Consider the following 18,749-nt stretch of genomic DNA (forward strand, 5'->3'; position numbering starts at 1 on the left):
CCCGTCAGCCCGTCGCGCCCTGGCGGCGCAGGCCGTTGAAGATCACGTTCGTCATCGCCGCGGCGGCTGCCTCGGCGTCCTTGTCGGCGATGGTCTCGACGATGCGTTCATGCGCGGCGACGGCGATGCCGTGCTCGCGCGCATCGACCGGGGCGGAGAGCACGAAGGAGGCGCGCAGCGCCGCCTCGATCACCGCGCCGATCGAGCGCATGAACGGATTGCCGGAGGCGGCGGCAACGGCGACATGGAGGGCGAGGTCGGCCTCGGCGAAGCCGCTCGAGGCGCCGGGCTCGTCGGCCATCCGGGCGACCGCCCGGCGCATCACTTCGAGGTCGTTCTCCGTGCGCCGCTCGGCGGCGAGCGCCGCGGCGCGCGGCTCGACGGCGAGGCGGATCTCGGCGAGGTCGCGCAGGAACTGCTTGTTGATGCCGGCGTCGAGGTGCCAGGCGAGCACGTCGGGGTCGAACATGTTCCAGGCCGCGCGCTCGCGCACCACCGTGCCCACCCGCGCCTTGGTGGAGAGCAGGCCCTTGGCCACCAGCGTCTTCACGCTCTCGCGCAGCACCGGCCGCGACACGCCGAAGATCAGGGTCAGCTCGGCATCGCCGGGAAGCTTCGCGCCCTCGCCATAGCGGCCGGCGATGATGTCGATGCCGATGGTGCGCGCGACCTCGGCATGGTTGGAATGGGCGCGGCGGGCGGGGATGACGATGATCTGCGACGTCACGGTTTGGCAACTCCGGCTGGCCGCAGGCGCGAGCGGCGCGCCATGTGGAGCGTGATCTGCTGGAAGGCGATGAAGGCGAAGAGCAGCAGCCCGGTGGCGATCTTCGCCCACCAGCTCGACAGCGAGCCGTCGAAGCTGATGTAGGTCTGGATCAGCCCCTGGATCAGCACGCCGAGGAAGGAGCCGAAGACGAAGCCGTAGCCGCCCGACAGCAGCGTGCCGCCGATCACCACCGCCGCGATGGCATCGAGCTCGACGCCGACCGCCGAGAGAGAATAGCCGCTCGACGTGTAGAGCGAGAAGACGATGCCGGACAGCCCGGCGAGCACGCTGGAGAGCGTATAGATGAGCACGGTGGTGCGCGCGACGTTGATGCCCATCAGCCCGGTGGCGGCGCGCGAGCCGCCGAGCGCATAGACGTTGGCGCCGAAGCGGGTGAGGTGCAGCAGCGCCATGCCGGCGGCGACGATGGCGAGCATGATCATCGCCGGCACGGTGAGACGCGCCCCGCCGGCAAGCCGGATCGCGTGGTCGGAGAGGTTCGCATAGAGGTCGGCGGTGATCGGGATCGAGTCCGTCGACATCAGGAAGCTCAGCCCCCGCGCCAGGAACATGCCGGCCAGCGTGACGATGAAGGGCGGCAGCTCGAAATACTGGATGGTCGCCCCCATCGCTGCGCCGAAGGCGGCGCAGAGCAGAAGGATGACGACGAAGGCGGCAAACGGCGGCACGCCCCAGCGCTCGATGGCGAGCGCCAGGAAGACGGTGGTGAAGCCGATCACCGAGCCGACCGACAGATCGATGCCGCCGGAGATGATGACGAAGGTCATCCCCACCGCGACGATGCCGAGGAAGGCGTTGTCGGTGAGCAGGTTCATCACCACCCGCAGCGAGGCGAAATTCGGATAGGCGAGCGAGCAGATCAGGAAGCCGGCGAGGAACACCGCGGTGGTGGCAAAGACCGGCATGAGGCGATTGAGCGAACGGGTCACTTGCGCCTCCTCACGAACGGCTTCGGTTGAGGAGCACGCCGAGGCCGGCGAAATGGCCGGCGACGCGCGGCGACTGGGCGAGCAGCACGGCGAGCACCACCACCGCCTTGACGACGAGGTTGGTCTCGGGCGGGAAGCCGGAGAGCAGGATGCCGGTGTTCATCGCCTGGATGATCAGCGCGCCCACCACCGCCAGCACCACGCTGAAGCGCCCGCCGAACAGCGAGGTGCCGCCGATGACGACGGCGAGGATGGCGTCGAGCTCCAGCCACAGCCCGGCATTGTTAGCGTCGGCGCCGAGGATGTCGGCGGCGGCGACGATGCCGGCGAGCGCCGCGCACAGCCCGCTCCACATGTAGACGGCGACGGTGATAAGCTTCGTGCCGATGCCGGCCAGCGCGCTGGCGCGCGGATTGCCGCCGGTCGCCTCGATCATCAGGCCGAGCGCGGTGCCGCGCACGATGAGCAGCGTCAGCGCCAGCATGCCGAAGGTCAGCACCACTGGCGTCGGCAGGCCGAGCACCGAGCCGCCCCCGCCAAGTAAGGCGAGGTCGGGCGAGGAAAAGGTGACGATGCGGCCTTCGGTGATGAGCTGGGCGATGCCGCGCCCCGCCACCATCAGGATCAGCGTCGCCACGATGGGCTGGATACCGAGCATGGCGACCAGCAGCCCGTTCCACAGGCCGCACAGCAGGCCGGCACCGAGCGCGGCGGCGAGCACGACGGGCAGCGCATGGCTGTCGGCGAGGCTGGCGGCGATGGCGCCGCAGATCGCCATCACCGCGCCGACCGACAGGTCGATCCCGCGCATGGCGATGACCAGCACCATGCCGATGGAGAGCAGCGCCACCGGCGCGCCCCGGTTCAGCACGTCGATGACGCTGCCGAAGACGCGCCCGTCGCGTATGTGGAAGTCGAAGAATTGCGGCGAGACCATCCAGTTCGCCAGCAGGATGAGGATGAGCGCGGCGACCTGCGAGGTGCCGATGCGCGGCAGGCGAATGGCCATTCCCGCCTCCCTCACATCGGCGCCGCGACCGATGCGGGCGCATCGGCGGCGATGGCGGCGAGTATGGCGGGCACGTCGACCTCGTCCCCGGTGAGACGGGCGACATGGGCGCGGTCGCGCAACACCACGACCTCGTCGGCATAGGTGACGATCTCCTCAAGCTCGGAGGAGACGACGAGCAGGGCCATGCCCTCGGCGCAGAGGTCGCGGATCAGGCCGATGATCTCGGCATGGGCGCCGACATCGATGCCGCGCGTCGGCTCGTCGAGGATGAGCAGGCGCGGCGCGGTGGCGAGCCAGCGGGCGAGCAGCACCTTCTGCTGGTTGCCGCCGGAGAGCAGCCCGACAGGGCGCTCCGGGTCGGGCGGGCGGATGTCGAGCAGGCGGATGAACTTGGCCGCGATGTCGTCCTGCTCGCGGCGCGGCAGCGGCTTCAGCGGGCCGCGCTTTGCCTGCAGCGCCAGCACGATGTTCTCGCGCACGGTGAGGTCGGCGACGATGCCCTCGGTCTTGCGCTCCTCCGGGCAATAGCCGAAGCCGAGACGCATCGCCTCGTGCGGCGAGGAGAGGACGACGCGCGCGCCGCCCACCTCGGCGGTGCCGCTGTCGGCGCGCTCGGCGCCGAAGACGAGGCGGACGGTCTCGGTGCGGCCCGAGCCGAGCAGGCCGGCGAGGCCGACCACATGGCCGGCGCGCAACGTCAGGTCGAAGGGGGCGACATAGCCGGCCTTGCCGAAGTCTTCGAAGGCGGCGACGGGTTCCGCCTCGGCCGCCGCGGTGCGCGGCGGGCGCTGGGCGGTGGCGGCGCTCAGTTCGCGCCCGAGCATCATCCGCACGAGGTCGATGCGCGGCAGCTCGGCGATCGGGGCGGTGCCGGCGAGGCGGCCATTGCGCAACACGGTGATCCGGTCGCAGATCGCATAGACCTGGTCGAGGAAATGGGTGACGAAGACGATGCCGATGCCGCGGGCCTTGAGCTGGCGCATCACGGTGAACAGCACCTCGACCTCGTGCGCGTCGAGGCTGGCGGTGGGCTCGTCGAGGATCAGCACGCGCGCCGACTGGTCGACCGCGCGGGCGATGGCGACGATGTGCCGGATGGCGACCGAATAGGTCTCCAGCGGCGCGGCGACGTCGATGGACAGGCCGAACTCGGCGAGCAGGGCCTGCGCGCGCCGGCGCATCTCGCCCTCGCGGACAAAGCCGAGACGGGTCGGCTGGCGGCCAAGGAACAGGTTCTGCGCCACCGATAGGTTCGGCGCGAGATTGACCTCCTGGTAGACGGTGGCGATGCCGAGCTTGGTCGCCTCGCCGGCGGAGCGCGGCGCGATCTCGGCGCCTTCCAGCCGCATGGTGCCGGCATCGCGGGTGACGACGCCGGTCATCGTCTTGATCAGCGTCGACTTGCCCGCGCCGTTCTCGCCGAGCAGCGCATGGATCTCGCCGCGGCGCAGGGTGAAGTCGACCTTGTCCAGCGCCATGAGGCCGGTGAAGGATTTCGAGAAGCCGGTGAGTTCGAGCAGGGAGCCGTCGGTCGGATGCATGGCGGTCTCGGAAGCAGCGGCAGAATGCCGTGGCGGGCCGGCGGGAGGGAGGCCGGCCCGCCACGGCGGGACAGATGCCGCGGGCAGGTCGCCCGCGGCGCGCCCGCTCAGTAGCCGAGGCCCTTCTTCGAATCGTAGACCGCCTGCGGGTTGTCGGCGGCGGTGTAGAGCTTGGATTCGGTCTGGATCCATTTCGGCGGCACGGTGCCCTTCGCCTTGTAGGCGATGATGGCGTCGAAGGCGGGACCGGCCATGTTCGGGGTGAGCTCCACCGTGGTGTTGGCCTCGCCCGCCGCCATGGCCTTGAAGATGTCCGGCACGGCGTCGATGGAGACGGTCAGCACGTCGGAGCCGGGCTTGAGGCCGGCTTCCTTCATCGCCTGGATGGCGCCGACCATCATGTCGTCATTGTGGGCGTAGACGGCGCAGATGTTCTTGCCGCCGCCTTCGGCCTTGATGAAGCTCTCCATCACCTCCTTGCCCTTGGCACGGGTGAAGTCGCCGGTCTGGCTGCGCACGATCTTGACGTTCGGCGCGGAGGCGATGCCTTCCTCGAAGCCCTTCTTGCGGTTGGCGGCGACGCTGGCGCCGACCGTGCCCTGCAATTCGACCACGTTGCAGGGCTTGGCGCCGACCGTCTTCACCAGCCATTGCCCGGCGACGCGGCCCTCATGCACGCTGTCGGAGGTGACGGCGGTGAGGTAGAGGTCCTTGCCGGAAGGGTCGATGTCGCGGTCGAGCAGGACGACCGGGATATTGGCCTCCTTGGCCTCCTTCAGCACCGAATCCCAGCCGGTGGAAACGACCGGGGCGAGGAAGATCGCGTCCACGCCCTGGGCGATGAAGGAGCGGATCGCCTTGATCTGGTTCTCCTGCTTCTGCTGCGCGTCGGCGATCTTGAAATTGATGTTCCGCTTCTTGGCCTCGGCCTTGGAGACGGTGGTCTCGGCGGCGCGCCAGCCCGATTCCGAGCCGATCTGCGAGAAGCCGATGGTGAGGTCCGCGGCCTGCGCGCCAGCGGAGACGAGCGCGCCGGAGAAGGCGGTCGCGAGCAACAAAGCCTTGAAATTCATTGGCGTTTCTCCCGTGGGGTGCTGCCGTCGCGCCACTGGCGAGCGCTTTCCGGCCGGCAATTTATGGCACAGGGAAACAGGTCTGAATAGTCATACTGTTTTACTATTTGACAGGTGGCGGCGCAGCGCTCGCGTGCCTTGGCGCACGGGCCTCCGCGCCGTGCCCTCGATAGGAGAAACGGGCAGAGACGCCATCGATGATCGGCAGAACGGCGAATGGGAGGGGCGCGTCACTGAGCCTGCTCCGGGCCGCCTGGACGTCTTCGGACGGGATGAAGCCTGCATGGCGATGTGGCCCGGGCGGCAACAGCCGAACCTGCCTCTCCCACTGCAAAGTGGGAGAAAAATATCAATGATTGCAATGATTTAAAGTGAATGGTGCCCAGGGGCGGAATCGAACCACCGACACTGCGATTTTCAGTCGCATGCTCTACCAACTGAGCTACCTGGGCGTAGCCGGCAACGGCCAGAGGCCGTGCGGAGCGGGCGGGTTATAGAGTCTCGGCCGCGCCCTGTCCATATCTGCGGCGGGCGAAAATCCGTCCTTTCCCCAAGGCGGCGGCGAACCGCATGACGACGGCATGACCGTGCGCCGCAGGCGACCGCTCAGCCCCCGCGCGGCGGTTCACGCCTTGCGCGGCGGCTTGGGGGCGAGGGAGGGCTCCTCGCCGTCCTCGTCGTCGTCCTCGGTGACCGGGATCGCATAGGCGCCGGTCAGCCAGCGGTGCAGGTCGACATCCGCGCAGCGGCTGGAGCAGAAGGGCTTGTACTTCTCCACCGAGGGTTTGCCGCAGATCGGGCAGGTCCCGGTGTTCTTGTCGGCACTGGAGGGCGCGTCAGCGCTCATGCTTCCCTCCCTGGTTCGGGTTCACTCCGGGTTGCCCCAGCGCTGGTAGACCGGGAAGCGCTCGCCGGCGAGCAGCGCCACGGTCTCGGCCAGCGGCAGGCCGACCACATTGGTGTAGGAGCCGACCAGCTTGACCACGAACACGCCGGCGAGGCCCTGGATGGCATAGCCGCCGGCCTTGCCGAGCCATTCGCGCGAGGCGACGTACCCGTCCATCTCCTCGCGCGACAGCCGCTTGAAGCGCACCCGCGTCTCGACGAGGCGCGTGCGCACGCCGCCCTTCGGCGTCATCAGCGCGAGGCCGGTATAGACCCGGTGCGCGCGGCCCGAGAGCAGCCGCAGGCAGTCCGCCGCTTCCTCGGAGAGGTCGGGCTTGGGCAGGATGCGCCGGCCAACCGCCACCACCGTGTCCGCCGCCAAGAGATAGGCCCCTTCGTGCTCATTGCCAGCCTTGCGGCGGGCATCGGCGGCGGCGAGCTTCTGCTGGGCGAGGCGCAAAGCGAGGCGGCGCGGCAGCTCGCCGCGCTCGGGCGCCTCGTCGATATCGGCCGGCAGCAGGGCGTCGGGTTCGATTCCGGCCTGGGCGAGCAGCGCCAGCCGGCGCGGCGAACCCGAGGCCAGCACCAATGTGGGGCGGGCGCTCACGCAACAACTCCTCTTCCGCCGGACGACGGCCCGGCGGTCCAATCGGCCGGCAAGCTAGAGCATGTTCCGCAAAAACTGAACGAACTTCTCACCCAAGCCCCATGAGACCGCCCGATTCAAACATGGCGCTGGAAGCGGGCGCGGATGCGCGCCTCCAATTCGTCGCGCACGGCGCGATAGGCGTCGAGCTGCTGCTCGCGATTGCCGGCGACCAGCGTCGGGTCCGGCGTCGGCCAGTACTCGACGTCGATGGCGTTGGTGCGGGTGAGCTCCAGCGCCCGGTGATGAGCGTCGGGCGAGAGGGTGATGACGAGGTCGAAGGCGAGCCCTTCATTCTCCTCCAGCTCCTCCAGCGTCTGCGGCCGGTGGCGATGCAGGTCGAGCCCCACCTCGTCGATGGCGGCGGTGACGAAAGGATCGGGCTCGCCCTTCGCCACCCCGGCCGAACCGACATAGAGCGACCGGCCGAACAGGTGCTTCGCCAGCACCGCCGCCATGGGCGAGCGCACGCTGTTCTGCCCGCACATGAACAGCACCGATTGCGGACGCTCCTTGCGTCCGGGCACCGCCGGCCCGACGAGCAGCGACGACTGGGCGGAGGTGGCCACGCTCAGCCCTTCCAGTGCAGCGCGCAGACCAGCGTGAACAGCCGCCGCGCCGTGCCGAAATCGAGGGCGATCTTGTCCTTCAGCCGCTCGCGCAGCAGTTCGGAGCCTTCATTGTGCAGGCCGCGCCGGCCCATATCGATGGCCTCGATCTGCGACGGGCTCGCCGTGCGGATCGCCGAATAATAGCTCTCGCAGACGAGGAAATAATCGCGCACCACGCGCCGCAGCGGGCTCAGCGAAAGAAGGTGCTGCACGACCGGCGCGCCGTCCTTGCGGGTGACATCGAGGACGAGGCGCCCTTCGGCCAGCGAGATGGCGAGGCAATAGGGGCCGGGAGCCGCGTCGCCGAGCGGGGCGAAGGTGTTCTCCTCGATCAGGTCGTAGATGGCGACGGCCCGCTCGTGCTCGACGTCGATGTTGGAGCGGCCGATGGAGGCGCCATCCAGCGTCACCGCGCAGAGGCGGCGCGAAGCGGCGTGCGGGTCCTTGTCAGGATCCTGGCCCTCCGCCATTGCGCGCCGTCAGAGGTTGAGCCGGATGGCGACCGAGCGGGCATGTGCGCTCAGGCCTTCCGCCTCGCCGAGCGCGATCGCCGCTGGCCCCAGCGCGCGAAGCTGCTCCGGCCCGCATTTCAGGATCGAGGTCCGCTTCATGAAATCGAGCACGCTCAGCCCCGAGGAGAAGCGGGCCGAGCGGGCGGTCGGCAGCACATGGTTGGAGCCGCCGACATAGTCGCCGATGGCTTCCGGCGTGTGGGCGCCGAGGAAGATCGCCCCAGCATGGTGGATGCGTTCCGCCAGCGCCTCGGCGTCGGCCGCCATGATCTCGAGGTGCTCGGGCGCGATGCGGTCGGCGAGCGCCGGCGCCTCGTCGAGGCTCTTGAGCTTGATCACCGCGCCGAACTCGGCCCAGCTCGCCGCGGCGATGTCGCGGCGTGGCAGCATCGTCAGCTGACGCTCCACCGCGTAGACCACAGCGTCAGCGAGCGCGGCATCGTCAGTCATCAGAATCGACTGGGCGGCGGTGTCGTGCTCGGCCTGCGCCAGGAGATCGGCGGCGATCCAGTCCGGGTTCTGCGCGCCGTCGGCGATCACCAGCACCTCGGAGGGGCCGGCGACCATGTCGATGCCGACCGTGCCGAAGACATGGCGCTTGGCCGCCGCGACATAAGCGTTGCCCGGCCCGACGATCTTGGCGACAGGCGCGATCGTCTGCGTCCCATAGGCGAGCGCCGCCACCGCCTGCGCCCCGCCGACGCGGTAGACCTCGTCGACCCCGGCGAGCTTCGCCGCCGCCAGCACCAGCGGATTGATCTGCCCATCCGGCGCCGGCACCACCATGACGACGCGCTTCACGCCGGCGACCTTGGCCGGCACGGCGTTCATCAGCACAGAGGAAGGATAGGCCGCCGTGCCGCCCGGCACATAAAGCCCGACCGCGTCGACCGCGGTCCAGCGATGGCCGAGCTCGACGCCGGCGGCGTCGACATAGCGACCGCTCTCCGGGAGCTGGCGCTGGTGATGGGAACGGATGCGCTCATGCGCGAAGGCTAGCGCCTCGCGCGCCGCCGGATCGGCCGCCTTCTCGGCGGCGTCGATCTCCGTGTCGGTGACGCGGATGCCGAGCGCGCCGAGGTCGACGCGGTCGAACTGCCGGGAGAAGTCGATCAGCGCATCATCGCCACGCGCACGCACGTCGTCGATGATCCGCGCCACCGCCTGCGCCACGTCCTGCGACACCTCGCGCTTGGTGCCGAGGAAGGCCGTGAAGCGCGCTTTGAATTCGGGCGAGGCGGTATCGAGGCGGAGCGGCATGTCGGGTCCTGCGGGCACGGGAACGGCGCGCAGCGTGCGACGCCATCAGACCGTCCTATCGCAACCGGGCACGCTTTGCACAAGAGGGCACCGGATCGGCGCCGCCGCGCCGCTCACTCCACGTCGTGGCAGGGCGTGCCCTTGGCGTCCCAGGCGGGACCGAGATCCTCGAGGCCCGCTTCCATGCATTCGACGTCGAGCTGCACTTCGCCGCCGCCGGAGAACAGGAAGGTGACGGTGCCGGACGGCGCGTCGATCTCGTCGAACTTCAACGCCAGCAGGTTCAGGACGCCCTGCTTCTTCGTGAGGTCGATGCCGCGCACCCGCGCGTTCAGCACCCGCTCGAAGCGGAGCCCCGAGCGCCGTCGCACGCAAGGCGTAGCGGCTGCCACCGGGGCTGCCGCGAAAGCAAGGCCCGGCCCGGCGGGGAACGTGTCGATATCCGCCATCGCCTCCGCCTGGATCGCCTTCTCCCAATCGAAGCGGTTGGCGAGCAGCACGAAGCGGTGCTCCTTCGGCAGGAAGGTCATCTCGCCCACCGAGACCACCGCATCCTGCAGATGCACCGAGAGGACCGCGAGGTCCTCTGCGTCGAGCGCAATCAGCTTGAGACCGGCCATTTTCGTCACTCCGCAGTCATCTGCCGCCCAGATGGCGCTGCGACAGGCGGACGGCAAGGGGCGGAAAAGAACTTAGGAGACCTTGTCGAAATCAGTATCGCGGGACGCCCGTGCGCCCCGCGGTTCTTTCTCGTCTCGATCGCCGCTCAGCCGGCCAGCCGCTCGATCTCGGCGCCGCAGGCGGAGAGCTTCTCCTCCAGCCGCTCGAAACCGCGGTCGAGATGGTAGACGCGGTGGATCATGCTCTCGCCTTCGGCGGCGAGCGCGCCGATCACTAGCGACACCGAGGCGCGCAGATCCGTCGCCATCACCGGCGCGCCCTTGAGCTTCTCGACGCCTTCGATGGTGGCGATCTCGCCGTCGAGATGGATGCGGGCGCCGAGCCGGGCGAGCTCCTGCACATGCATGAAGCGGTTCTCGAAGATGGTCTCGGTGATCTTCGAGGTGCCGCGCGCCCGCGTGGTCAGCGCCATCAGCTGCGCCTGCAGGTCGGTCGGGAAGCCGGGGAAGGGCGCAGTGGTCACCTCGACCGGCGATATGCCGGCGCCGTTGCGCTTCACCCGCAGCCCCTCGTTCGACACCGTCACCTCGGCGCCGCACTCGCGCAGCGTGTCGAGCGCGGAATCGAGCAGGTCGGCGCGCGCGCCGGAGAGCATCACGTCGCCACCGGTCATTGCCACCGCCATGGCGTAGGTGCCGGTCTCGATACGGTCCGGCAGCACCGAGTGGTGCGCGCCCTTGAGCCGCGGGACGCCGGTGATGCGGATGGTCGAGGTGCCCTGTCCCTCGATGCGCCCGCCCATAGCGTTGATGCAATCGGCGACGTCGACGATCTCCGGCTCGCGCGCGGCGTTCTCGAGGATCGTCTCGCCTTCCGCGAGGCTCGCCGCCATCATCGCCGTGTGGGTGGCGCCGACCGAAACCTTCGGGAACAGGATATGCGCGCCCTTCAGCCCCTTCGGGGCGCGTGCGAGCACGTAGCCCGCATCGATCTCGATCTCGGCCCCGAGCGCGCGCAGCGCGTCGAGATGGAAGTCGACCGGGCGCGTGCCGATGGCGCAGCCGCCGGGCAGCGAGACCTTGGCCTCGCCCATGCGCGCCACCAGCGGGCCGATGACCCAGAAGCTGGCGCGCATCTTCGAGACCAGCTCATAGGGCGCGGTGGTGTCGACGATCACCCGCGCGTCGATCTCCATCGTCTGGCCGCTATAGGGGTCGTCGCCGCGCCGCTTGCCGTTCACCGTGATGTCGATGCCGTGATTGCCGAGGATGCGCTGCAGCTGCGACACGTCGGCGAGGCGGGGCACATTGTGCAGCACCAGCTTCTCGTCGGTGAGCAGGCCCGCGATCATCAGCGGCAGGGCGGCGTTCTTGGCGCCGGAAATCGGGATCGACCCGGTGAGCGGATTGCCACCGACGATGCGGATGCGGTCCATGAGGTTCAACACTCCCTTCCCAGCCAAGGCCGTCGAGCTTCGCGGCAGATGGCGCGCGGCCTGTTCGGGCGCAAGGACGATAAAAGTCGCGCCCGCTGCCTCCCCTGAGGCGGCATGACGGGACGATGGGGCCGATTCGTGGCGCCGCCGCCCTTATCCCCCTAAAGGTCTAGCGCGTGTTACGCAGCGCGACAACGAGAGGCCGCCTCAGCCGCTACGGTTGGGCTTTGGCGCGGAGGCCTGCGGAGCGGCGTCCGGCGCGTCCTTGTTCGCCGATCCGGCGTCCGGCACGGGCGCCTCGTTCGGCCTGGCGGGCTCCATGCTCTCCGCCTGGCGGCCGCGCATCTGCGCCTTGCGCCGCTTGAGGTTCTCGCGCAGCGCCGCCGCCAGCCGCTCGGCGCGCGCGGCGTCGTCCGCGCTGCTCATCCTTGTCTCCCGCCCGCGCGCGCCAAGAAGCCGAGGCTGTCGGCGCGCATGTCTTCGTGCGCAGTCCTAATAAAGGCCGCGCGCCGGGGGAAGAGGCGGCCGCCTCCAGAGGGGTTTCCACCGCGGCGCCGTGAATTGCATGCCCGGTGCTTGCGCCGGCCGGCGCGCTGTGGCAAAGGTCCCCGCGCTTCGGCGGCCCTGCCCGCCGGCCCGTCGGCGCTGCGGTAGCTCAGTGGTAGAGCACTCCCTTGGTAAGGGAGAGGTCGAGAGTTCAATCCTCTCTCGCAGCACCATCCAGTTTCCCCGACATCGCCTCTACCGGCTCGCGCGGCGCCACGCGCTTAGCGGCGCACGTCCCCTATGATCCACTCGATGAGGTCCAGCGCCGGGGCGGACGGTTCGCGGCCGGGCCTCATCCAATAGCCGCTTTCGGCGCGCGAGAGCGCCGGGCCGGCGGCGACCAGCGTGCCGTCGGCGATGGCGCCGTCGATGAGACCCGCCCAGCCGAGCGCGACGCCCTGGTCGGCGATCGCCGCCTGCACCACGAGGCCGTAGGTGTTCAGGCTGAGGTCGCCCGGGCCGGGCTCGCGCGCCACATGCATGGCGGCGAACCAGTCGCTCCAGACGAACCAGCGCGGATGCGGCGTGCTGTCGAGATGCAAGAGCGGCAGGCCGACGATGGCGCGCGGATCGTCGGTCAGCCCGTGCCGCGCAGCGAAGTGCGGGCTGCAGACCGGATAGACGCACTCCTCGAAGAGCTGCGTGGCGCCCGCGCCGAAATCCGATTGCGTGCCGAACAGCACGGCGACGTCCTCGGCCTCGTCCGTGCCGGGATCGGCGGCGGCCGAGGCGATGATGTGGACTTCCGTGTCCGGATGCACCAGCCGGAACTGCGCCACGCGCGGCATCATCCAGAACGAGGCGAAGCCGTAATCGGTGAAGAGGCGCACCACTGGTCGCCGGCTCATGCGCCTTATGGCGCGGGCGCCGGCGTCGAGCTCGGCCACCGCCGCGCTGGCGGCGCGGTGCAGCCGCTCGCCGGCGGGCGAGAGCGTGCTGCCGCGATGCCCACGTTCGAGCAGCGGGGTGCCGAGCTGCCGTTCGAGATTGCGCACGGTGTAGCTGACCGCCGGCTGGGAGAGGCCGAGCTCATGGGCGGCCGCGGTCAGGCTGCCGAGGCGACCGACGGCCTCGAAGATCCGCACCCAGCCAAGGTCGAGAAGGCGCTCAGCCATAAAGAGCCATTAGGGCTGCCATTGAAAAGACGGAGCTTCACAGCGGCTACCATTTAACGGTTTGATGAACGTCGGGGCAAGGCGGCCACAGACCCAAAGGGCAGCCCTCTTGCGGTGTTTCGGCTCTCACCCTTTCCAGAGGTTCGACCATGAATCGCTTCGTAAGGGCCGCTTGCGCCCTCTCTTTATTCCTCTCCGCCGGTGCCGCAGTCGCGGCTGACGCGCCCGCCTGCAAGACGATCCGCATGTCCGATCCCGGCTGGACGGACATCACCTCCACCAATGCCATCGCCGGCGTGCTCTTAAGCGGGCTCGGCTACACGCAGGACGTCAAGACGCTCTCGGTGCCGATCGGCTACGAATCGATGAAGAACGGCAATCTCGATGTCTTCCTCGGTAATTGGATGCCGGCGCAGCGGAAGTTCATGGATGCGCTGAACGAAGCCAAGGCGGTCGAGGTGCTCGCCACCAACCTGACCGGTGCCAAGTTCACCCTCGCCGTGCCGAACTATGTCGCCGAGGCGGGCGTGAAGGACTTCAAGGACCTCGTCGCCAATGCCGACAAGTTCGGCAGCCAGATCTACGGCATCGAGCCGGGTGCGCCGGCCAATGCCAACATCCAGAAAATGATCGACGCCAACGACTTCGGCCTGAAGGGCTGGAAGGTGGTGGAATCCGGCGAGCAGGCGATGCTGGCGCAGGTCAAGCGCTCGGGCAACGGCAAGGGCTGGATCGTGTTCCTCGCCTGGGCGCCGCACCCGATGAACGAGACCTTCGACATCACCTATCTCTCCGGCGGCGACGCCTATTTCGGCCCGAATTTCGGCGGTGCCGATGTGCGCACTCTTGCGCGCGTCGGTTGGGCCGCGCAGTGCCCCAATGCGGCGACCTTCTTCAAGAACCTGAAGTTCGACCTGCCTCTGGAGAACGCCATGATGGGCAAGATCCTGGACGAGGGGCTGGAGCCGGCCGCCGCCGCCAAGGCGTGGCTCAAGGCGCATCCCGCCGCGCTCGAACCTTGGCTTGCCGGCGTTACCACCTTCGACGGCAAGCCCGGCCTGCCGGCGGTGAAGGCCTCGCTCGGGCTTTGACCAAGCCTCCTGGCACTATGGACGGGCGCCACGGCGCGCCCGTCCACCTTTTGCGTGGTGGAAACGGTAATGATGCGTCCCAACATCCTCGTCCTCATGGTCGACCAGCTGAACGGGACGCTGTTCCCGGACGGCCCCGCCGACTTCCTCCACGCACCGCACCTGAAGGCGCTGGCCGCGCGCTCGGCCCGCTTCGCCAACGCCTACACGGCGAGCCCGCTCTGCGCGCCGGCACGGGCCTCCTTCATGTCCGGCCAGCTGCCGAGCCGCACCCGCGTCTATGACAATGCGGCGGAGTTCACCTCGGATATCCCGACCTACGCGCATCATCTGCGGCGCGCCGGCTATCACACGGCGCTGTCCGGCAAGATGCATTTCGTCGGGCCGGACCAGCTCCACGGCTTCGAGGAGCGCCTGACCACCGACATCTACCCGGCCGATTTCGGCTGGACGCCGGACTACACCAAGCCCGGCGAACGCATCGACTGGTGGTACCACAATCTCGGCTCGGTCACCGGCGCCGGCGTGGCGGAGATCACCAACCAGCTCGAATATGACGACGAGGTCGCCTACCACGCCGGCCGCAAGCTCTACGACCTCGCCCGCGGGCATGACGAGCGGCCCTGGTGCCTGACGGTTAGCTTCACCCACCCGCACGACCCCTATGTCGCGCGCAAGCGCTTCTGGGACCTGTACGAGGACTGCCCGGCGCTCGACCCGGTCGTCGCGCCCATCCCGTTCGAGGCGCAGGACCCGCATTCCCAGCGGCTGATGCTGGCGAGCGACCATGCGGCCAGCCACGTCACCGACGAGGATGTGCGGCGCTCGCGCCGGGCCTATTTCGCCAACATCTCCTATATCGACGAGAAGATCGGCGAGCTGATCGACATCGTCGAGCGCTGCCGGATGGCGGACGACACGGTCATCGTCTTCGTCTCCGACCATGGCGACATGCTCGGCGAGCGCGGGCTGTGGTTCAAGATGAACTTTCTGGAGGGCTCGGCGCGCGTGCCGCTGATGGTCGCCGCGCCCGGCCTGCCGGCGGGGCAGATCGACCGGCCGGTGTCGACGCTCGACGTGCTGCCGACGCTTGCCCACCTCGCGGCGCTCGATCTCTCCGGCATCATGCCCTGGACCGACGGCGAGAGTCTTGTGCCGCTCGCGCGAGGCGACGGATCTCGCTCTGCGGTGCCGATGGAATATGCGGCGGAGGGCTCCTACGCGCCGCTGGTGGCGCTGCGCGACGGGCCGTGGAAGCTCAGCCTCTGCGAGCTCGACCCGCCTATGCTGACCAATCTCGACGAGGATCCGCACGAGCTCGCCAACCGGGCGCAGGACCCAGCCTGCGCCGATATCATGGCCCGAATGACAACAGCCATGCGTTCGCGCTGGGACCTCGCCCGCTTCGATGCCGAGGTACGTTCGAGTCAGGCGCGCCGGCACGTCGTCTATGAGGCGCTACGCAACGGCGCCTATTACCCGTGGGACTTCCAGCCGCTGCAGAAGGCATCCGAGCGCTACATGCGCAACCACATGGACCTGAACATCCTCGAAGAGTCGCAGCGCTACCCGCGCGGCGAGTGACGGCACTTGGCGGACGGTCAGTCCGGGACCATCCGTCCGTCCTCGAAATGGACGATGCGGTCGAACAGGTCGGTCGAGCGCGGATCATGCGTGATCACCAGCACGGCGGCCCCCCGCGTGCCGGCGATGCGGCGGAAGATCTCCATCACCTGACGGCCCCGCACGCTGTCGAGCGCCGCCGTGGGCTCGTCGGCGAGGATGAGCGGCGGGGCGTTGGCGAGCGCCCGCGCCACTGCGACGCGCTGCTGCTCGCCGCCCGACAGCTTCGCCGGCAGGTTGTCGGCGCGGTGCGCGAGGTCGAGCGTGGCGAGCAGCCGCCTCCCATGGGCGCGGGCATCGGCAGGGGCCACATCGGCGAGTTCGAGGCTCAGCGCGACATTTTCCACCGCCGACAGGAACGGGATCAGATTGGCCTTCTGGAACACGAAGCCGATGCGCTTGCGCCGCGTCTCGCGCAGCGCGTCGAGGTCGGCGCCGGCATGGGAGACCCGCTCGCCCGCCAGCCAGACCTCGCCGGAAGTCGGGTTTTCCAGAAGTCCGGCCAGCATGAGGAAGGTGCTCTTGCCCGAGCCGCTGGGCCCGAAGACGCCGACCAACTCGCCGGCGGCGACGTCCAGCGACACGCCGTCGAGCGCCCGCACCATTCCCCCGCCAGTGGCGTAATGGCGCGAGAGCTCGCGCACCGAGAGCACGGGCGCGCCGCTCACGACAGCACCTCCCGCGCCCCGACCCGTGAGGCGCGGGCGATGCCGACCCACGCCGCGGCGGCGCAGACGAGGGTGAGAGCGAGGGCGACCTGCGCGAGGTCGGCCGGCAGCATCACCACGCGGCGCGGAAAGAGCGGGAAGATCAGCCCGGACAGGCCGATGGCCAGGACGTAGCCGGCGATGCCGATGAGCGCGGCCTGCTGGCCGATGAGGCCGACCACGACGCTTTCGCGGGCGCCCATCAGCTTGAGCAGCGCGATCTCGTGCAGTTTCTCGATGGTCATGGTGTAGACGATGAGCGACACCACGATGGCGGTGATGACGAGGATCATCCCGGTGAAGGTCAGGATCTGCAGGCGCAGCTTCCAGAGCCGGGCATTGAGCATCAGGTCGCGCTGCTCGCCCATGGTCATGACCCGCACGTCGCCCCAGCGCTGCATGGTGGCGATCACGCGCGCGGCGTCGGCGGCGGGATCGAGCCGGACCAGGACCGCGGAAATCTTGCTCTCCTGCGCCACCGAGCTCGCATCGGCGCTGACGGCGCCGCCGCCGCTCCCCGCGGCGCGGGCCAGATGGACCTCTTCCGAGGTGCGGCGACGCGCGATGACGGCCGCGTCGTTGATGCCGACGAAAAGCAGCCCGTCGCCGGCCGAGTCCACCATCTGCCGCGTGAGCCCGACGACCGTGTAGACGTCGCGCGCCAGCTGTATCCGGTCGCCGACCTTGAGGCCGGTGCTGGCGTCCGCCACCGCGTCGTAGCGGCTGCCGCCGAGCCAGCGTCCCTCGGCGAGCGGCAGCCAGCGTCCGTCGTCGCGTGGCACGTCGACGCCGGTCACGGTGGCGCGGCGCGAGGCGCCGGCGAAGCTGAACTGCTGGCTGAACTGGGTGAAGCGCCGCACATCCGCGACGCCCGGCACGCCCTCCACGCGCCGGTCCATGTCGGACGCCACCGCCGAGCCTTCGGCGAAGGGCCCGGCGCGCTCGCCCTGCACGACCCAGAGGTCGGCATCGATCCGGTCGAGGATCAGCAGCGCATCCTCGACGATGCCGCGATAGAGGCCGGTCATGCCGATCACCGCCATGACGAGGAAGGCGACGCCGAGCGCAGTGAGCGCGAAGCGGGTCGGGGCGTGCAGCGTGTCCTTCAGCGCCAGGTTCATGTGGCGGGACCGGCAAGGCGCACGCGCATAAACGGGTAGAGGTCGCCGGGTTTGAGGATCTTCTGGCCGGCGTCGAGGCCGCGCCGGATTTCGACGCGCTTCGCACCCGCCTCGCCCAGCGTCACCTCACGCCACCGCGCGCGAGCACGGGTCGCGACCCATACGCCGGGGCGCCCGTCGCACCAGACGAGGAACGACGTCGGCACGGTCAGCACCGGGCCGCGCCGCTCGATCATGATACGCGCCATGGCGCGCTGGCCGAGCGCCCAGTTGGCGGGAAGCGTATCGAGCGTAATGTCGATCTCGAATTCCCGCGTCTCCTCGTCGACCTCGCGCCTGAGCCTGAGGACATGGCCGGAAATCGGGTCCTCGGCGCGAGTGAAGGTGACGCGCGCCGCCTGTCCCGGCAGGACGGCGGATATGACGCTCTCGTCCAGCCGCGCGGTGAGCACGAGGCTGGCGGGATCGACGAGGTGCAGCACCTCGCTGCCCGGCGTCAGCACCTCGCCGACATGGTGCGTGCGCGACACCACCACGCCGGAGATCGGCGCACGCAGCACGCTGTCGTCGAGCTGGGCGCGGGCGACGGCGATGCGCGCCGTCGCGGCGTCGCGCTCGGCCTCGGCCTGCTCGACGGCGCGGCCGGCGCGCGCGAGGTCCGCCTCGGCCTGGCGGCGGGTGGCGAGCGCGTCTTCCAGCCCGGCCTCGCTGGCGACGCCCTTGGCGAGCAGCGCGACCTGCCTTTCATGCGTCGCGCGCGCCTTCTCCAGCGTCGCGACGGCGCGGTCGCGTTCGGCCTGCGCGACGCTCACCGTGCGCTCGGCGGCATGGGCGCTCGCCTCGGCAGCGTCGAACTCGCCGCTGAGGTCGTCGAAGGCGAGGCGGGCGAGCGTCTCGCCCTTGGCGACCACGTCGTTGCGATCGACGGCGAGCTCCTCGATGCGCGCCTGGATGCGGCTGCCGACGCTGGCCTCGGTCAAGGCCGACAGCGTCCCCGGTCCCTGAAGCTCGACGTCCAGCATGCCCGGCCGGAGAACCTCGCCCTCCACCGCATGCGGATAGAAGTAGCGCACGCCGACGAACCCGATCGCCAGGACCGCCGCCGCGAGGGCAGCGAGCCGAAGCCCGCGGCGGCGACGCGGGCGCGGGAGCGGCGCCTCGAGCGACAGGAACTGGTCGAGGCCGGGCTGGACGTTCATGACGAGGACATCCGGGGGAAGGGCGGCCGGGG

General features: G+C 69.5%; 19 protein-coding genes and 2 tRNA genes. 3 read left to right on the forward strand and 18 right to left on the reverse strand.

Translation table 11 applies throughout. The features are described from left to right. Positions 1–4: 4 nt before the first annotated feature. The 14 genes from SNOV_RS00610 to SNOV_RS00675 form a co-directional block, all read right to left on the reverse strand. Positions 5–727, reverse strand: coding sequence for a FadR/GntR family transcriptional regulator (locus SNOV_RS00610; protein WP_013164962.1), 723 nt, complete (start codon positions 725–727; stop codon positions 5–7). After that, positions 724–1,695, reverse strand: coding sequence for a galactofuranose ABC transporter, permease protein YjfF (gene yjfF, locus SNOV_RS00615; RefSeq protein WP_086012060.1), 972 nt, complete (start codon positions 1,693–1,695; stop codon positions 724–726). Before yjfF ends, SNOV_RS00610 begins: the two co-directional genes overlap by 4 nt. A gap of 34 nt (positions 1,696–1,729) precedes the next feature. Then, a complete protein-coding gene (locus tag SNOV_RS00620) occupies positions 1,730–2,728 on the reverse strand; it encodes an ABC transporter permease (protein ID WP_013164964.1) in 999 nt (332 codons plus the stop codon). Between the two features lie 11 nt (positions 2,729–2,739). Next, positions 2,740–4,272: a sugar ABC transporter ATP-binding protein gene (locus tag SNOV_RS00625; protein ID WP_013164965.1), complete on the reverse strand. Its 1,533-nt coding sequence runs from the start codon at positions 4,270–4,272 to the stop codon at positions 2,740–2,742. 107 nt (positions 4,273–4,379) lie between these two features. Next, on the reverse strand, positions 4,380–5,345 hold the full coding sequence (gene ytfQ / locus SNOV_RS00630) for a galactofuranose ABC transporter, galactofuranose-binding protein YtfQ (RefSeq protein ID WP_013164966.1): 966 nt from the start codon (positions 5,343–5,345) through the stop codon (positions 4,380–4,382). A 376-nt stretch (positions 5,346–5,721) separates the two neighbouring features. Continuing rightward, a tRNA-Phe gene (locus tag SNOV_RS00635) sits at positions 5,722–5,797 on the reverse strand. Between the two features lie 173 nt (positions 5,798–5,970). Then, positions 5,971–6,192: a DNA gyrase inhibitor YacG gene (yacG, locus tag SNOV_RS00640; protein WP_013164967.1), complete on the reverse strand. Its 222-nt coding sequence runs from the start codon at positions 6,190–6,192 to the stop codon at positions 5,971–5,973. A gap of 21 nt (positions 6,193–6,213) precedes the next feature. Further along, positions 6,214–6,837 (reverse strand): Maf-like protein, encoded by a 624-nt coding sequence (locus tag SNOV_RS00645; RefSeq protein WP_013164968.1) that lies wholly within the window; start codon positions 6,835–6,837, stop codon positions 6,214–6,216. Between the two features lie 116 nt (positions 6,838–6,953). Then, positions 6,954–7,364, reverse strand: coding sequence for an arsenate-mycothiol transferase ArsC (locus SNOV_RS00650; protein ID WP_244412932.1), 411 nt, complete (start codon positions 7,362–7,364; stop codon positions 6,954–6,956). Positions 7,365–7,447: 83 nt separating this feature from the next. Further along, positions 7,448–7,957, reverse strand: a complete 510-nt coding sequence (locus tag SNOV_RS00655; RefSeq protein ID WP_013164970.1) for a UPF0262 family protein — start codon at positions 7,955–7,957, stop codon at positions 7,448–7,450. A gap of 9 nt (positions 7,958–7,966) precedes the next feature. Further along, positions 7,967–9,259, reverse strand: a complete 1,293-nt coding sequence (gene hisD / locus SNOV_RS00660; protein WP_013164971.1) for a histidinol dehydrogenase — start codon at positions 9,257–9,259, stop codon at positions 7,967–7,969. Between the two features lie 113 nt (positions 9,260–9,372). Next, positions 9,373–9,879, reverse strand: coding sequence for a DUF2948 family protein (locus SNOV_RS00665; RefSeq protein WP_013164972.1), 507 nt, complete (start codon positions 9,877–9,879; stop codon positions 9,373–9,375). Between the two features lie 146 nt (positions 9,880–10,025). Then, on the reverse strand, positions 10,026–11,315 hold the full coding sequence (gene murA, locus SNOV_RS00670; protein WP_013164973.1) for a UDP-N-acetylglucosamine 1-carboxyvinyltransferase: 1,290 nt from the start codon (positions 11,313–11,315) through the stop codon (positions 10,026–10,028). Positions 11,316–11,522: 207 nt separating this feature from the next. Then, positions 11,523–11,741, reverse strand: coding sequence for a hypothetical protein (locus tag SNOV_RS00675; RefSeq protein ID WP_013164974.1), 219 nt, complete (start codon positions 11,739–11,741; stop codon positions 11,523–11,525). Between the two features lie 218 nt (positions 11,742–11,959). Between SNOV_RS00675 and SNOV_RS00680 the strand changes: the two genes are divergently transcribed. Continuing rightward, a tRNA-Thr gene (locus SNOV_RS00680) sits at positions 11,960–12,034 on the forward strand. Positions 12,035–12,082: 48 nt separating this feature from the next. Here SNOV_RS00680 and SNOV_RS00685 read toward each other — a convergent pair. Beyond that, positions 12,083–12,976 carry a choline sulfate utilization transcriptional regulator gene (locus SNOV_RS00685; RefSeq protein WP_013164975.1) on the reverse strand — a complete coding sequence of 298 codons (894 nt, stop codon included), beginning with the start codon at positions 12,974–12,976 and terminating at the stop codon, positions 12,083–12,085. 149 nt (positions 12,977–13,125) lie between these two features. On the opposite strand from SNOV_RS00685, the gene choX reads away from it, so the two are divergent. Continuing rightward, a complete protein-coding gene (gene choX / locus SNOV_RS00690; RefSeq protein ID WP_013164976.1) occupies positions 13,126–14,067 on the forward strand; it encodes a choline ABC transporter substrate-binding protein in 942 nt (313 codons plus the stop codon). A gap of 69 nt (positions 14,068–14,136) precedes the next feature. Further along, on the forward strand, positions 14,137–15,651 hold the full coding sequence (gene betC / locus SNOV_RS00695) for a choline-sulfatase (protein ID WP_013164977.1): 1,515 nt from the start codon (positions 14,137–14,139) through the stop codon (positions 15,649–15,651). A 17-nt stretch (positions 15,652–15,668) separates the two neighbouring features. Here betC and SNOV_RS00700 read toward each other — a convergent pair whose 3' ends face one another. From SNOV_RS00700 to SNOV_RS00710, 3 genes are read right to left on the reverse strand one after another with little or no spacing between them, the layout of a single operon-like run. Then, complete coding sequence (locus SNOV_RS00700) at positions 15,669–16,358, reverse strand: ABC transporter ATP-binding protein (protein WP_013164978.1); 690 nt, start codon at positions 16,356–16,358, stop codon at positions 15,669–15,671. Further along, positions 16,355–17,518 (reverse strand): ABC transporter permease, encoded by a 1,164-nt coding sequence (locus tag SNOV_RS00705; RefSeq protein ID WP_013164979.1) that lies wholly within the window; start codon positions 17,516–17,518, stop codon positions 16,355–16,357. Before SNOV_RS00705 ends, SNOV_RS00700 begins: the two co-directional genes overlap by 4 nt. Then, entirely contained in the window at positions 17,515–18,717 is a 1,203-nt protein-coding gene (locus SNOV_RS00710; protein ID WP_013164980.1) for an efflux RND transporter periplasmic adaptor subunit, read from the reverse strand. Before SNOV_RS00710 ends, SNOV_RS00705 begins: the two co-directional genes overlap by 4 nt. Positions 18,718–18,749: the final 32 nt, after the last annotated feature.

The organism is Ancylobacter novellus DSM 506, assembly GCF_000092925.1.
GTDB classification, from domain to species: Bacteria; Pseudomonadota; Alphaproteobacteria; order Rhizobiales; family Xanthobacteraceae; genus Ancylobacter; species Ancylobacter novellus.

Bases quoted from the DNA above. Each gene is read 5' to 3' on its own strand.
- yjfF (WP_086012060.1), bottom strand. From the start codon at position 1,695: ATGCCGGTCTTTGCCACCACCGCGGTGTTCCTCGCCGGCTTCCTGATC.
- SNOV_RS00620 (WP_013164964.1), bottom strand. From the start codon at position 2,728: ATGGCCATTCGCCTGCCGCGCATCGGCACCTCGCAGGTCGCCGCGCTC.
- SNOV_RS00625 (WP_013164965.1), bottom strand. From the start codon at position 4,272: ATGCATCCGACCGACGGCTCCCTGCTCGAACTCACCGGCTTCTCGAAA.
- ytfQ (WP_013164966.1), bottom strand. From the start codon at position 5,345: ATGAATTTCAAGGCTTTGTTGCTCGCGACCGCCTTCTCCGGCGCGCTC.
- yacG (WP_013164967.1), bottom strand. From the start codon at position 6,192: ATGAGCGCTGACGCGCCCTCCAGTGCCGACAAGAACACCGGGACCTGC.
- SNOV_RS00650 (WP_244412932.1), bottom strand. From the start codon at position 7,364: ATGTGCGGGCAGAACAGCGTGCGCTCGCCCATGGCGGCGGTGCTGGCG.
- SNOV_RS00655 (WP_013164970.1), bottom strand. From the start codon at position 7,957: ATGGCGGAGGGCCAGGATCCTGACAAGGACCCGCACGCCGCTTCGCGC.
- hisD (WP_013164971.1), bottom strand. From the start codon at position 9,259: ATGCCGCTCCGCCTCGATACCGCCTCGCCCGAATTCAAAGCGCGCTTC.
- SNOV_RS00665 (WP_013164972.1), bottom strand. From the start codon at position 9,879: ATGGCCGGTCTCAAGCTGATTGCGCTCGACGCAGAGGACCTCGCGGTC.
- murA (WP_013164973.1), bottom strand. From the start codon at position 11,315: ATGGACCGCATCCGCATCGTCGGTGGCAATCCGCTCACCGGGTCGATC.
- SNOV_RS00675 (WP_013164974.1), bottom strand. From the start codon at position 11,741: ATGAGCAGCGCGGACGACGCCGCGCGCGCCGAGCGGCTGGCGGCGGCG.
- SNOV_RS00685 (WP_013164975.1), bottom strand. From the start codon at position 12,976: ATGGCTGAGCGCCTTCTCGACCTTGGCTGGGTGCGGATCTTCGAGGCC.
- choX (WP_013164976.1), top strand. From the start codon at position 13,126: ATGAATCGCTTCGTAAGGGCCGCTTGCGCCCTCTCTTTATTCCTCTCC.
- betC (WP_013164977.1), top strand. From the start codon at position 14,137: ATGATGCGTCCCAACATCCTCGTCCTCATGGTCGACCAGCTGAACGGG.
- SNOV_RS00705 (WP_013164979.1), bottom strand. From the start codon at position 17,518: ATGAACCTGGCGCTGAAGGACACGCTGCACGCCCCGACCCGCTTCGCG.
- SNOV_RS00710 (WP_013164980.1), bottom strand. From the start codon at position 18,717: ATGAACGTCCAGCCCGGCCTCGACCAGTTCCTGTCGCTCGAGGCGCCG.